Below are 13,559 nucleotides of genomic sequence, written 5' to 3'. Positions count from 1 at the left end.
ACAGGCTCCGCGGCGTCTCGAATCATGTGGTCCCGTGACGACGCCGACCGCACTACTTCAACCGCACCACCGTCGAAGCCGCTTCGCCGCCCGGCTCGTCGATATCCGCCGCCGGCTTGTCCATCGCCTCGACCACCTCGATGCCGCGATGGCTGCAGATGCTGGCGAGGCCTGCCGGCAGCGGGGCATCGGTCACAAAGGTCTGGATCTGGCTGAGATGGGCGATGCGCACCGGGGCGCTGCGGCGAAGTTTGGTCGAATCCGCGACCAGCATGACGCTGCGCGCATTGGCGATGATCGCCTGCGCCGCCTGCACCTCGCGATAGTCGAAGTCGAGCAGCGCGCCCTCCTCGTCGATCGCGGACGCGCCGATGATGGCGTAATCGACCTTGAACTGGCCGATCAGGCTGATCGCGGTCGAACCGATCACCGCACCATCAGCACGGCGCACCGCGCCACCCGCCACGATCACCTCGATGCGCGGGTGCCGATACAACAGCATCGCGACGTTGAGGTTGTTGGTGATGACGAGCAGGTCCTCATGCGAGGTCAGTGCGCTCGCGACTTCTTCCGTCGTGGTGCCGATGTTGATGAACAGCGAGCAGCCGTTCGGGATCCGCGACGCGGCGGCGATACCGATGGCCCGCTTCTCCTCCGCCGCCACGAAGCGCCGCGCCTCATAGGCCAGGTTCTCGACGCCGGACGCGATGATGGCGCCACCGTGAATGCGGGTCAGCGAGCGCTGGTCGCAGAGGTCGTTGAGATCCTTGCGGATGGTCTGCGCCGAAACCTCGAAACGCTTGGCGAGGTCCTCCACCATCACCCGGCCAAAGGCACGAGCGATGTTGAGGATTTCAGTCTGACGATGGGACAGTCCGGCCACGGCGGCACCCTTGAGATATGGACTTGAGATATGGGCCTGGGGCACAAAGTTGCCGTTATGGTGCGGCTGATTGGGGCTGCGGTCAACGAGGGAGATTGGCCGCAGGGGCGTTTGGCAGGGCGAAACAACGAATCCTGGTTAAGGCAACCACCCCCGAAGCCGTGCGAGCCGCACCATGCGCGGCCGCTCGACAAGGCAATTTGTCGCTGCAACACTGTAAACACAACCAGAAACGAATGGAGGAAACCATGAACATCGATCGTCGCCAGCTCGCCTTGCCCGTACTCGCACTTGGGCTTGGGATTGGGCTCATGAGCGTCGTCCCGGCTTTTGCCGGTGCGGACGAGGATGCCATTGCGAAGAACGTCGAAGCCTTCCGTGCGGGGCAGGCAGCCGGCAATGCCGAGGCGATCGCCTCGCTCTGCGCCGAGGAACTCAGCTACAGCCACTCGAACGCCAAGGTCGACACCAAGGCGGCGCTTCTCGATGGCATCGCCAAGGCCAACTACAAATGGACGTCGCTCGAATACAAGGATCCCACGATCCGCGTCGTCGGCCCGACCGCCATCGTGCGCTTCAACTTCGTCGGCGAGCAGGAGTTCAACGACGGCAAGAAGACGCCGCAGAACCTGCACATCCTGATGAACTGGCAGAAGCAGGGCTCGGACTGGAAACTGCTGTCTCGGGCGGCCACCAAGCTCTGACCTTTGAAAGACGGTCGCTGGCGGTTACGCCGCCAGCGGCATCCCACTGGCAAGCCGCCGGGCCGCACGCTCGGCCTCGCGTGGGTTGCGGAATAGCTGCCCTTCCAGCCGGTCGAAACGGTGCGAGGCGGCGAAGAACCGATAGCCGTCCGGACAGCGCACAATGATCCCGGCCGGCTGCGAGCCGACTTCGATGATAAAGGTGTCCGACATGGCCCAGCCTCTGATTTCTTCCGGGCTTACAACGGGTTGCACGGAGAATTGTTCCGCCTCCACCGTTGCGCCGTGAGGCCAAATTATGTCAAAGCTGGTCGCGGAATAGCGAGCGAATCGTTCAAATGGCCGGAGAACTGACATGATGCCGAAATTCGCGCTCTCGATGCTGGTTGCCCTTGCGGTTTGCGCGCCGCTCCAGGAGGCTGCGGCGCAGGAAAGCACGCTCGGGGGCGCGCTGTTCGGCGGCGCCGCGGGCGCCATTGTCGGCGGCGCGCTCGGCGGCGGCCGCGGGGCTGCGATCGGCGCCATCGTCGGCGCAGGCACGGGCGCGGCAATCGGCGCCCAGGGCGAGCCGCGGCCTGGCGGTTATCGCTACTATCAAGGCGGCTGCTACGTGGAGCAGCCAGGCGGCTGGCAGGAAGTTTCGCCGCGCTATTGTGGTGTCCAGGCGCAATACGCACCGCCGCCGCCCCGGTATTATGACGACACGCCGCGCTGCATGCGCTATTCGAGCTATAATCCGCGCCGTGGCACGTTCATCGGCCGTGACGGCTACGAGCGTCCCTGCCCGTAAGGTTCAGGTCTGTATGGCACCATCCGGCCGCACCGCCTGCGGCCGGCCGTCATCGTCGATCGAGACGTAGGTGAAGTTGGTCGTCCGTGAAGAATCGGGATTTCAGGCTGGGCTGAGCCGCAATTTGAGGCTGAGCCGAGAGAGGATTTCGAACAGCAGAAAGCTCAGCCACCGGATGAGGCGGCGGAAGTTGTAGCCGACGGCGGCCATGACGGCATTGGTGGCATCGCCCTGGCGATGCCAGAGGTAATTGCGGCCCATGCGGTGCTCGGATTTGAGATGGCCGATGACCGGCTCGACGGCGGAACGCCGTCGGAGCTCGCGCTTGATCTGTGGTGTCACCCGCCGCTTCTGTCCTGAGATGAACACCCTGAACTTGTAATCGGGCGGGGCGTTGTGGCCGCGATAGCCCTTGTCGAGGAGCGCGCGCTCGATGGTGTTGCCGATCAGCTCCTCCATCTCGGGGATGACGGTTGCAAGTGTATGGCCGTCATAGGGGTTGCCGGGCAGCGCCTTCACATGGGTCACGAACTGCCCACCCTTGGCGTGCGCCAGCGTGGTGGCGACCGAGACCTTGACGCCGAACTCGTAAGGTCGGTGCGCCTTGCCCTTGCCGATGCATTCCACCTCCGGCGCGTGCAGCGAGTAGACCTTCGGTCCACGCTGGTGCTGCTTCTGCTCAAGCACGCGTCGCGCCCGTGCCAGCATGCGCTCCAACACGATCCCACCGAGCAAGTCGGCGTTGCCACCAAGTTTGCGGCCGATGTCGCGGATGATACGGCCGAGATAGGTTTTGAGCTTCTTCAAGGCTTTGTTGGCGCGCTTGAACTGCTTGGCGTGGGCATAACGCTGGTGCTTGATCAGCGCGAACTTGCCCACTCTGGCATAGGATTGGCGCAGCTTGACACCATATCGTTTCGCCAGCCGGACCAGGATCTCGCGGGCGCGGTTCAGCAGCCTGGCATCGGTCGGGAACATCACGTTCTTGGGCTGCACCGTCGTGTCGATGATGACCCGATTAAGATCGGCCGGTTTGATCGCCTCGGTCTTGCTGGCCACCGCAAGGCTCTCCTGCAGCAAGGCCTGCAACTTCTCCTCGCCCATGCGTTGCCGCCAGCGCGTCAGCGAGGAGCGGTCGAACATCAGGCGGTGCTGGAAGAACTCCTCGCCGCAGAAGAACTGGTAATAGGGGTTCTCCACCCAGCGCTCGCACAGCACTTCATCGGAGAGGTCGTAGGTGTGCTTGAGGATCGCAAGCCCCGCCATCAGCCGCGTCGGCAATGCCGGCCGGCCGGGCTTGTCCTCGTAGACCGCTCCGAATTTCTGCTCGAGGAAGGGCCAGTCGATCGTCCGCGCCAGCTTCACCAGCGGGTGGCCCATATCGATGATCGCGTCCAGCCGCGAGCGCAGAAGGTCGCTCTGTCCCGTCTCTCGTCGTTCCTTTGGCCGCATCGTCCCCTCCGATGCCACCAAGAGAATCACGACCCCCGATTCGAGGGAAACCAAAAAAACAAAATTGCAAGCTTTCCCGCTATCAAGCCCCAAAAGCTGGCAATCTCAAAAGCCGCCGAGCCAGGAAAATCGACTCCCTCTCAACGGCTTGGGAAATTTTTCACGGCCGACAAGTTGCCATCGGTCACCAGGATCGACTGCAACTCTTTGCGGCGCACGACCCAGGCCTCGAGATGGACCGTGATCGAGGTGCGTCCGACCCGCACCAGATGGCCGTAGACGGAGACGAGATCGCCGACATAGACGGCTTTGCGAAAGTTCATCGCCTCGATAGCGACCGTCACGGTGCGGGATTTCGCGATCTTGGAGGCGAACACGCCGCCGCCGACATCCATCTGGCTCAATAGCCAGCCGCCGAAGATATCGCCATTGGCGTTGGTATCGGCCGGCATCGCCAGCGTGCGGATGCAGAGATCGCCGCGCGGCTCGGTTTCGGTCGTGGGCGGCGCGTGCACATGCGTCTCCATCACTTGAAATTCTCCCAGCCCGCATCCGGCGTGAACCTGCTGCCGAACTTGTCGGTCAGGGCATCCAGCGTCGAGACGACATTGTCCACACCACGGGTTCGCGCGTAGTTCAGAGGACCGCCACGGAACGGCGCGTAGCCGGTGCCGAAGATGACAGCGCCGTCGACCACGTCGGCATTGTCGACGATCCCCTCGCGCAGGCAGGCTACGCAGACATTCGACATCGGCAGCATCAGCCGGTCGATCATTTCCGCTGATGGTTCCGAGATCGCGGACATGCCGCCGGTGTCGGCCTTGCCGTCCTTCCAGGTGTAAAAACCCTTGCCGGTCTTGCGGCCGAGTTCGCCCTTGGCGACCTTTTCGCGCAGCCAGGCCGGCGTCGGCGGCAGCATGTCGCCGAACTTCGAGCGCAGCATGTCGCCGACATCGAGGCAGATATCGAGACCGACCTGGTCGGCCAATTCAATGGGCCCCATCGGCATGCCGAACTTTTTTGCGGCGGCGTCGATGACGGTCTTGTCGATCTTCTCGTCCAGCATCACCATCGCCTCCAGCATGTACGGCGTCAGCGCGCGGTTGACGAGAAAGCCGGGCGACGATTTTACGGGCAGCGGCAGGCGGTCGATGGCGCCGACAAAGGCCAGCGCCTCTTTCAGCAATTGCGCATCCGTACCGTCATGGCTGACGACCTCGACGAGTTGCAGCCGCGATACCGGATTAAAGAAGTGCAGGCCGAGCAGCCGCTCGGGCCTCGAGAGCGTGGTGCGCAGGTCCTGCAGCGGAATGCTCGAGGTGTTGGTGGCGAGGATCGCGCCCGGCTTCATGACAGGCTCGAGGCCGGCATAGACGTTCTGCTTCAGCTCCAGCTTTTCCGGCACCGCCTCGATGATGAGGTCGGCGTTGCGGACGCCCTCGGCCTGCATGTCCGGCATCAGCCGGTCGAGCGCATCGCGCACGGCGGTACGCTTGCGCAGGATTTTTCCGTACAGATCGGCGGCGCGCTTGATCGCGCCCGCGATCGGCGCCGGCTTCATGTCGGCGAGCGTCACCCGAAAATCCTGGCCGGCGCACCAGGCGGCGATGTCACCACCCATCGCGCCCGCGCCGATGACGTGAACGTGCTCGATCTTGTTGCCGCTGCCTGCGAGCTTCTTCATCTGCTCGCGCAGGAAGAATACGCGGATCAGGTTTTGTGCGGTCGGCGTCACCATCAGCCTGGCAAAGGACGTCTTCTCTGCGCTCAACATCGCCCGGCGGTCGCCGCCATGCTTCTCCCAGAGATCGATCAGCGCGTAAGGCGCGGGATAATGCGCTTCCGGCGCGGCCTTGGCGGCCTCACTGCGCATGCGGCCGGCGAGGAACCCTCTGAAGGGAACGAGGCTGAGAACATTGTTGAGCATCCCGGGCCGCGAGCGTTTCAAGCGGCCGGACACGGCGTCTTTCACGGCGTTGCGAACATGCCGCTCCTGCGTCACGGCGTCGACCAGCCCGAGCGATTTTGCCTTGCGCGCATCGATGGTCTTGCCGGTCAGCATCAGCGGCATCGACTGCATCGGATTGACGAGCTGCGTGAACCGCACGGTGCCGCCGAGGCCGGGATGCAGGCCGAGCATCACCTCGGGGAAACCAAACCGCGCGTCCTCGATCGCAATCCGCATCTGGCAGGCCAGCGCCACTTCGAGGCCGCCGCCGAGGCAGAAGCCATGGATCACAGCCACGCTCGGAACCCGCAGAGCCTCTAGCCGGTCGATCACCGCATGCGCACGGCCGATCTCGGTCTCGACGGCCGCCACATCGGTCGCGCCGCGAAACGCATTAACGTCGGCGCCGGCAATGAAGCCGGATTTTTTGGCGGAACGAATAACGAGGCCGGTGGGACGCTGGCCTTCCAGCTCCGCCAGCACCTTGTCGAGTTCCTCGATCAGGTCCGCCGAAAGCGTATTGGCGCTGGTGCCTTCGCGGTCGAACAACAGCCAGGCGACGCCGTCGGCATCGCGGGTCAATTTGAAGTTCTTGTACGGCCCTTCAGCATCGGGCTTCGGCCCGAGTTCGAGCACGCGATCGCCGAGAACGTTCATGATCTGTGAATCCATGATCACACCGTCTCTATCAGCATCGCGCCACCCTGCCCGCCGCCGATACATTCGGTGGCGATGCCGCGCCGTGTGCCCAATCGCTTCATGGCGTTGACGAGGTGCAGCACGATGCGGTTGCCGCTGCAGCCCACGGGATGGCCGAGGCTGATCGCGCCGCCGTCGACATTCAACTTGCTCTGGTCGAGTTCGCCGGCCGCGCCATCGAGTCCGAGAATTTCTTTACAGAATTTTTCGTCGTTCCAGGCGGCGAGGCAGCCCAGCACCTGCGTCGCAAACGCCTCGTTCAATTCCCAGGTCTCGATATCCGACAGCGTCAGCTCGTTGCGCTTCAACAGCTCCGTCGCCGACAGCACCGGGCCCAGGCCCATGATGCCTGGATCGAGCGCCGACCACTGGCTGTCGAGAATGACTGCCTTCGGCGTCAGGCCGTGTTTTGCGACGGCCTCTTCGGAAGCGAGGATCACCCAGGACGCGCCGTCGGTGATCTGCGAGGAATTGCCGGCGGTGACCTTGCCCCAGGGACGCTCGAACACCGGATTCAGTTTCGCCAAGCTCTCCGCCGTCGAGTCCGGCCGCACGCCATCGTCATGGTCGTAGAATTTGCCATCGCGCGCGAACGCGGTTTCGACCTCGCCCTTGAGCCAGCCTTGCGATTGCGCTCTTGCCAGCCGCTTGTGGCTTTCGGCGGCATAGGCATCCGACTGCGCGCGCGTGACGCCGAAGAGATGGCCGACCACTTCGGCGGTCTGGCCCATGTTGAGTTCGGTGACGGGATCGGTGAGCCCCCGTTCCAGCCCGATGATCGGCTTGAAATAGCTCGGCTTCACCTTCAGCGCAGCCATGATTTTTGCGCCGATGCCCTTGGCACCGGCAAGGCCTGCGAACCAGCGCACGCCCTGTTGCGGCCACACCAGCGGCGCGTGGCTCAGCGCTTCCGCGCCGCCGGCCAGGATCAGGTCAGAGACGCCCTCCCGGATATAGCGGTAAGCCGTGTCGATCGACTGCATGCCGGAACCGCAATTGATCTGCACGGTGAAGGCGACCATCTTCTCGCCCATCCCAAGCCGCAGCGCGGCGACGCGGGCCGGATTCATCTCGTCGGCGATGACGTTGACGCAGCCGAGAATGACCTGATCGAAAGCGCTGGGCGCGAACGGCTGCCGCGCCAATAGCGGCCGGCCGCATTGCACGGCGAGATCGACCGGCGTGAACGGGCCGGGACCGGAACGCGCTTTCAGGAACGGCGTCCGGCTGCCGTCGACAATAAAGACCGGTCCTGCCATCAGCTCGCCGCCCTCTGTTCACCCAGTTCCTGAAAGAACTGATGCACGTCGGCGCCCTTCCTGTAAATCGGCGACAGCGCTTCGGCTGCGAAATCGTCGACCTCGATCACCTTCGCAACGGCTTCATGCGCAGCCTGCAGCTTCTCGCCGTCGGCCTGCGTGATGACGCCCTTCTTGACCGCCTCTTTCCAGTCATGCAGGCGCGCGGCGCGCATCTGTTTGGAAGCTTCTTCTGCCGCCGTGACCAGAAGGAACGCCTTCTCCAGCCGGGCGATGCCGCCATCGTCGTCGACCGCGGAAAGATCTGATGTCAACCGGTCGCGCGCCGCCGACGGCTCCAGCACGAGCTGCGCGCATCGATGCACGACGCGGTCGGACGGGCCGGTCACGCGCGCACCGAACGGCTGGATCAGGAATTTCAGGATGATTGCCACGAACCGGTTCGGCAGGTTGGCGAGGATTTCGGCAAAGCGGTTCTCGATGGTCTTGAAGCCGCTCGCCATGCACCATTCGAGCGCCGCGAAATCGGCTTGCTGCCGTCCCTCGTCCTGCCAGCGTTTCAGCGCCGCCGACAACAGATAGAGTTCGGACAGGATGTCGCCGAACCGGGCCGAGAGCATTTCCTTGCGCTTGAGCGCGCCGCCGAGCGTCAGCAGCGCCATGTCGGCGCATAGCGCGAACGCCGAGGAGTAGCGCGAAAGCTGGCGATAGAACCGCGTTGCATCGCCGGCATGGGGCGCCGGTGCGAACAGGCCAAAGGTCCAGCTTCGGCCCCAGGCGCGGAACATGGTTTTAAAACTGTGGCCGACATGGTTCCAGAAGGCCTTGTCAAAAGCGTCGAGCCCGTTGGCGCGATCGGCTTCGCCGAGCGCGTTCATCTCGTCGAGGAGATAGGGATGCGCGCGGATTGCGCCCTGCCCGAACACGATCAGATTGCGCGTCAGGATATTGGCGCCTTCGACGGTGATGCCGACCGGCACCGAGCGATAGAGATTGCCGAGATAGTTTTGCGGCCCGTCGATCACGGCCTTGCCGCCATGGATGTCCATGGCGTCATCGATCGCAATCCGCATCCGCTCGGTGGCGTGCAGCTTCATGATGCCGGAGATGACGGCGGGATGGTGCCCCTGATTGAGCGCCGCACAGGTCAACCGACGCGCGGCGTCGAGCAGATAGGCGGTGCCGGCGATGCGGGCGAGCGGCTCCTCGATGCCTTCGAACTTGCCGATGGAAATGCCGAATTGCTCGCGGATGCGGGCATAGGCGCCGCTGGTGCGCGCCGCATAGGCAGCACCTGCGGCGGAGAGCGACGGCAGCGAGATGCCGCGGCCGGCGGCGAGCGCCGTCATCAGCATCTTCCAGCCCTGCCCGAGGCGTTCTTGTCCGCCGACGATGTAGTCCATCGGGATGAACACGTCGCGCCCCCAGTTCGGGCCGTTCTGAAACACCTGCATCGCCGGCAGATGCCTGCGGCCGATCTCGACACCGGGCAGATGGGTCGGGATCAGGGCCACGGTAATGCCGAGCTCTTCCTGATCTCCCACGAGATGATCGGGGTCATAGGCCTTGAAGGCGAGACCGAGCAGCGTCGCGACCGGCCCCAGCGTGATGTAGCGCTTGTGCCAGTTCAGCCTTAAGCCCAGCACCTCCCGCCCTTCGAAATTGCCCTTGCAGATGATGCCGGTATCGACCATCGACGCCGCATCTGAGCCCGCTTCCGGGCTGGTCAGGCCGAAGCAGGGAATGTCGGCGCCTTCGGCCAACCGCGGCAGCCATCTATCCTGTTGCTCCTTGGTGCCGAAACGCATCAACAGTTCGCCGGGCCCAAGCGAGTTTGGCACCATCACGGTGACAGCCGCGGTCAGCGAGCGCGAGGAAAGTTTTCGCACCACTTCCGAATGCGCATAGGGCGAGAAACCGAGCCCGCCAAATTCCTTGGGGATGATCATGCCGAAGAATTTGTGGCGCTTGATGAAGGCCCACGCCTCGGGCGGCAGATCGCGCCATTCCCAATTGATCTTCCACTCGTCGAGCATGGCGCAGAGCTCGTCGACGGGGCCGTTGAGAAAGGCCTTTTCTTCTTCAGTCAAAGTGGCCGGCGCAACAGCCAGCAACTTCGACCAGTCGGGATTGCCGGTGAAGAGATCCGCGTCCCACCAGACATCGCCCGCCTCGAGCGCCTCGCGCTCGGTGTCGGACATCGCGGGCATGGCGCCACGCGCGAAAGCGAAGATCGGCTTGCTGATGAAATCGCGGCGGAAGCTCATGGCGAACCCTCCTGGTCTACGGCGCTAGGTCGCGCCCCACCTGTGCCAAACGACGGCTCATTCTAGCTGAAAGCACGGGATTGGGGGACGTTTCGCGCCGGGAATGAAGCGAAATTGATAAACCAGGAGATAACGGCGGAGGTCCCGGACCCGTTCCAATATGACCGCATTATCCAGCCTTTAGAAATTGGCGACGTTACCGGATGGTTGCCGTCTGGCGTGCCCGCCGGTCTCAGCCGCGGGCACACCAGCGCTATGAATCACGCTTGTTGCGCCGTCGCTCGTTGGGGACGAACACGGCAAACACTTCCTTGATGCGAACGGCAGGCGTGACATCGCGGGTAAAGCGAAGCTCCGCGGTTGTCCGGGTTTCCTCCACGCGAGGCGCGTAGAGCGCGCTGGCGTACAGCGATCCGTCAAACCGCAAATTGCTCTCGTCATCGGTAAGATAAGCATTCGAAATAAATAGAAAAACGAACAGCGTCGATCCTACGACGGCAAAATATTTGAATACGGGCATTGGTGCACAGGCTCTCCCTTTCTGGAAATGGAGGGTGCGCCACGCGCCATAAAAGCCGGGTTTAGACGTGCCCAGCTTTTGCCCAAACGGTTGGCTGCGGATTGCCAGATTGTGACGAATTTTAAAGAACCGCCGCGGACGACCGTGGAGATCGGTGTCTCACGGAAATTCGTGTCGAGCCCCGCCAAAGCTGGCGAAAAATCAGATTGAAAAATTGATTAACGAGACAGCCTGTTAAGGAGCGCCACGAGTTCGCCCTGGCGATGCGTGCCGGTTCTGTTGAAAATTGACTTGAGATGACTTCGGGCTGTTTCCACCGTGACACCCAGTTCGGCCGCAGCCGTCTCCATAGAACTGCCTGTCGCTAGCTTTCCCGCCAAATTGGCTTGTGCCGGCGTGAGCTCAAAGACTTTCCCAAGCATATCCGGATTGACGGTCGCAGCGCCTTCGAGATCGTTCAGTACGAGCACGGCGCGCGCACCAAGAAACGGACTTCGCGCCGCCGGCGGAACGGGTAGCGCCTTCAGCACCAGAGGCCGTTTGCTTTCTCGCCTTACGATGATCGGATCGAACCGACAAGCCTGCAGGTCCGACGTCTCTTTAAGCCGATCGACCACTTCGGACAATTCGGAATTGGCGCGGCTGTCGTGAAGCACCAGCCGATTGTTTCGAACAAGGATTTCGTGGCCGGCATAGGCCTCCATCCGCCGGTTCAAGCCAAGCAATCCTCCATGGCGATCAATCGCCAGTGCAGGTCGTTGCACAAGATCAAGGGCGTTCGTCACGTTCAGGATTGCGGCCCGGCCAACCGCGTTGGAAAGCGTGGCGACTTCTGTAAGCCGGCGCGAAAGCTGCGACAGCGCTTTCACCTCGTCGCGCTCGAACATTCCTTCTTGAGGGGTGCGCTGAAGAGATAGTCCCCATAGGGCCGGACCAGCCCTGAAACCAACCGCGGCAAACCACTTCAATCCATATCCAGCGAGATTTGCGTAAAGCGGATCGCGCAGCATCTCGGCTTCCGATTTGAACAAATCGGCATCCGTAACCACGTCAGCGCCTGCCTGAAGAAGCGGAACACCTCGCGCGGCCCTTACGTCGGCCACGTGGAATTTATGGTGAAAGTAGTTGTCGATATATTCGGAGATGGCTTCGGTCCTTGGAATGTCTTCGGTTCGCACGTCGCCTTGGAGCATGGCCGCGCCCTTGGCATCGGCGGCCTGGCATATGTCCTCCATCAGTTCGGTCCAGACCAATGGGTCCAGGACGGCATCGCCGAGGCGTTTGCCGGCATCCTCGAGCTTTCGAACGTCAAACAAATTTCTGCCCCCTAAGACTCCATCGACCGACCGAACCAGTCTGCTTGAGTTTAGCGAAGGAGCAAGCGCCGAGCCTCGTTTTGCGCCGGAAAAGCACGCAGCTGGAGAACAGAAAGGCTTGCGGTATCGAAACACCGCTATGCCGGCAGGCTGGAGCTGATGATTCCTCGGCTTCAGGCTGCGGACGAGCGGCTCCAAAATGATCAGGCGCCGGCGGGTTGCGCCGACGCCTGATCGCCGTATCGAGCAATCTGCAGAGCCAGTCGTCAACCCGGTCCTGCGCCCTGCGTTGCCGTATACACGGCGTAGAGCGACTGGCTGGCGGCCATGAACAGGCGGTTACGCTTGGGGCCGCCGAAGCAGATATTGCCGCACACTTCAGGCAGGCGGATGCGGCCGATCAGTTTGCCTTCCGGCGACCACACCGTCACGCCGCTATAACCCACCGCACGCCCGGCGTTGCTCGAACACCAGACGTTGCCGCTGACGTCGCAGCGCACGCCATCGGGACCGCATTTCACACCGTCGACCATGAAATCGCTGAACCGCTTGTGGTTGGTGAGCTTGTTGTCGGTGCCGACATCGAACACGAACATGTCGCCCTTGCCGCCCAGACCGGTATCGCCCGGCCCCTTGCCGGTAGAGGCGACATACAGCTTCTTGTAGTCGGGCGAGAAGCAGAGGCCGTTGGGATCGGGCACCTGCTCCTCGGTCACCACGAGGTCAATGCGGCCGGAGGGATCGATGCGATAGCAATTGGTCGGCAGTTCGCGCTTGCCCGGCACGAAGCCGGCCGGCTGTCCGATCCGCGGATTGAGCTTGCCGCCGGAATTGCTCGGGCCGCCCGCGACGTCAGGCTCACCCTCATAGAGCTGCCCGCCATAGGGCGGATCGGTGAACCAGTAGCTGCCGTCCGGATGGGCGACGACGTCGTTGGGTGAGTTGAGCTTCTTGCCGTTATAGGAATCGGCCAGCACCGTCGCGGTGCCGTCGTGTTCATAGCGCACCACGCGGCGGGTGAGATGTTCGCAGGAAAGCTGGCGGCCCTGGAAATCAAACGAGTTGCCGTTTGAGTTGTTGGATGGCGTGCGGAAGACGCTGATGTGACCATCATCTTCCGACCATCGCATCTGCCTGTTGTTGGGAATGTCGCTCCACAGCAGGTAGCGCCCCTGCGCGCTCCAGGCCGGGCCTTCGGCCCACAACAGCCCGGTGTGGAGGCGCTTGATCGCCGTGTTGGGCTGGGCGAGGTCATTGAAGGACGGATCGACCGCGATGATGTCGGGGTCCCAGAAATAGGTGGTCGGGGCGCCGCGCGGACTGAAATCGCGCGGTGGGCTGGTGATCGTCGACGGCGGCGCCACTGGCCCTTGAGGGCTGCCTTGGGCCAGCGCGCCGCTGACCCCGGCCACGGTGGCGCCGGCACAGGCGGCCAGGCCGTGGACAAGCGTTCGTCGTGATATCGAGACGTCTGGATCGCGCAGCCGTTGTGGATCGCGGCGCTCTTGGCGTGTCATCGCATCCTCCCAATGTGTACGCCGACCGTTGATCCCGGCCTGGCAACTCAAGGTTATTCTGCTCCGTCGCCGGTGGCGAGAGCTGCTTTACATTTTTTTCCGCGCGTGAGGCTTGCAATGCAAGATGGCGTTACCTCGTCCAACTCATGTCCATCGGGAGGCTCTGCCACGCGCGGCCGGCGAGTGGCTTGGGCGCTTGCCCAC

Annotated in this window: 12 protein-coding genes; 2 read left to right on the top strand and 10 right to left on the bottom strand. The window is 62.9% G+C overall.

Annotated elements, in window-relative coordinates:
• Positions 1 to 52 precede the first annotated feature (52 nt).
• Positions 53 to 883 (bottom strand): DeoR/GlpR family DNA-binding transcription regulator, encoded by an 831-nt coding sequence (locus V1294_RS11505; RefSeq protein ID WP_334497151.1) that lies wholly within the window; start codon positions 881 to 883, stop codon positions 53 to 55.
• 248 nt (positions 884 to 1,131) lie between these two features.
• Between V1294_RS11505 and V1294_RS11500 the strand changes: the two genes are divergently transcribed.
• Complete coding sequence (locus V1294_RS11500) at positions 1,132 to 1,587, top strand: nuclear transport factor 2 family protein (protein ID WP_334497149.1); 456 nt, start codon at positions 1,132 to 1,134, stop codon at positions 1,585 to 1,587.
• Positions 1,588 to 1,611: 24 nt separating this feature from the next.
• On the opposite strand, the gene V1294_RS11495 is transcribed toward V1294_RS11500, so the two are convergent.
• Positions 1,612 to 1,800 (bottom strand): hypothetical protein, encoded by a 189-nt coding sequence (locus V1294_RS11495; RefSeq protein ID WP_334477848.1) that lies wholly within the window; start codon positions 1,798 to 1,800, stop codon positions 1,612 to 1,614.
• A gap of 142 nt (positions 1,801 to 1,942) precedes the next feature.
• On the opposite strand from V1294_RS11495, the gene V1294_RS11490 reads away from it, so the two are divergent.
• A complete protein-coding gene (locus tag V1294_RS11490; RefSeq protein ID WP_334497147.1) occupies positions 1,943 to 2,377 on the top strand; it encodes a glycine zipper domain-containing protein in 435 nt (144 codons plus the stop codon).
• 102 nt (positions 2,378 to 2,479) lie between these two features.
• Here V1294_RS11490 and V1294_RS11485 read toward each other — a convergent pair whose 3' ends face one another.
• The 8 genes from V1294_RS11485 to V1294_RS11450 all read right to left on the bottom strand — a co-directional run bounded on the left by V1294_RS11485 (position 2,480) and on the right by V1294_RS11450 (position 13,355).
• The gene (locus V1294_RS11485) at positions 2,480 to 3,829 is read right to left on the bottom strand and encodes an IS5 family transposase (RefSeq protein ID WP_334495671.1); all 1,350 of its coding nucleotides are present in this window, start codon (positions 3,827 to 3,829) and stop codon (positions 2,480 to 2,482) included.
• Between the two features lie 140 nt (positions 3,830 to 3,969).
• Positions 3,970 to 4,356: an acyl-CoA thioesterase gene (locus tag V1294_RS11480; protein WP_334504603.1), complete on the bottom strand. Its 387-nt coding sequence runs from the start codon at positions 4,354 to 4,356 to the stop codon at positions 3,970 to 3,972.
• A complete protein-coding gene (locus V1294_RS11475) occupies positions 4,356 to 6,449 on the bottom strand; it encodes a 3-hydroxyacyl-CoA dehydrogenase NAD-binding domain-containing protein (RefSeq protein WP_334497145.1) in 2,094 nt (697 codons plus the stop codon). The genes V1294_RS11480 and V1294_RS11475 overlap by 1 nt, the downstream gene beginning before the upstream one ends.
• 2 nt (positions 6,450 to 6,451) lie before the next feature.
• Positions 6,452 to 7,735: an acetyl-CoA C-acetyltransferase gene (locus tag V1294_RS11470; RefSeq protein WP_334497143.1), complete on the bottom strand. Its 1,284-nt coding sequence runs from the start codon at positions 7,733 to 7,735 to the stop codon at positions 6,452 to 6,454.
• Positions 7,735 to 10,002, bottom strand: a complete 2,268-nt coding sequence (locus V1294_RS11465; RefSeq protein WP_334497141.1) for an acyl-CoA dehydrogenase — start codon at positions 10,000 to 10,002, stop codon at positions 7,735 to 7,737. Before V1294_RS11465 ends, V1294_RS11470 begins: the two co-directional genes overlap by 1 nt.
• 253 nt (positions 10,003 to 10,255) lie before the next feature.
• Positions 10,256 to 10,522, bottom strand: coding sequence for a hypothetical protein (locus tag V1294_RS11460; protein ID WP_334497139.1), 267 nt, complete (start codon positions 10,520 to 10,522; stop codon positions 10,256 to 10,258).
• Between the two features lie 218 nt (positions 10,523 to 10,740).
• Positions 10,741 to 11,838 carry a helix-turn-helix transcriptional regulator gene (locus V1294_RS11455; RefSeq protein ID WP_334497137.1) on the bottom strand — a complete coding sequence of 366 codons (1,098 nt, stop codon included), beginning with the start codon at positions 11,836 to 11,838 and terminating at the stop codon, positions 10,741 to 10,743.
• Positions 11,839 to 12,104: 266 nt separating this feature from the next.
• Positions 12,105 to 13,355, bottom strand: a complete 1,251-nt coding sequence (locus tag V1294_RS11450; RefSeq protein WP_334497135.1) for an SMP-30/gluconolactonase/LRE family protein — start codon at positions 13,353 to 13,355, stop codon at positions 12,105 to 12,107.
• Between the last annotated feature and the right edge of the window lie 204 nt (positions 13,356 to 13,559).

Source organism: Bradyrhizobium sp. AZCC 1678 (assembly GCF_036924765.1).
Taxonomy (GTDB): Bacteria; Pseudomonadota; Alphaproteobacteria; order Rhizobiales; family Xanthobacteraceae; genus Bradyrhizobium; species Bradyrhizobium algeriense.
The sequence above is the reverse complement of the archived record's forward strand: the minus strand, read 5'-3'. Positions and strand labels throughout refer to the sequence as shown.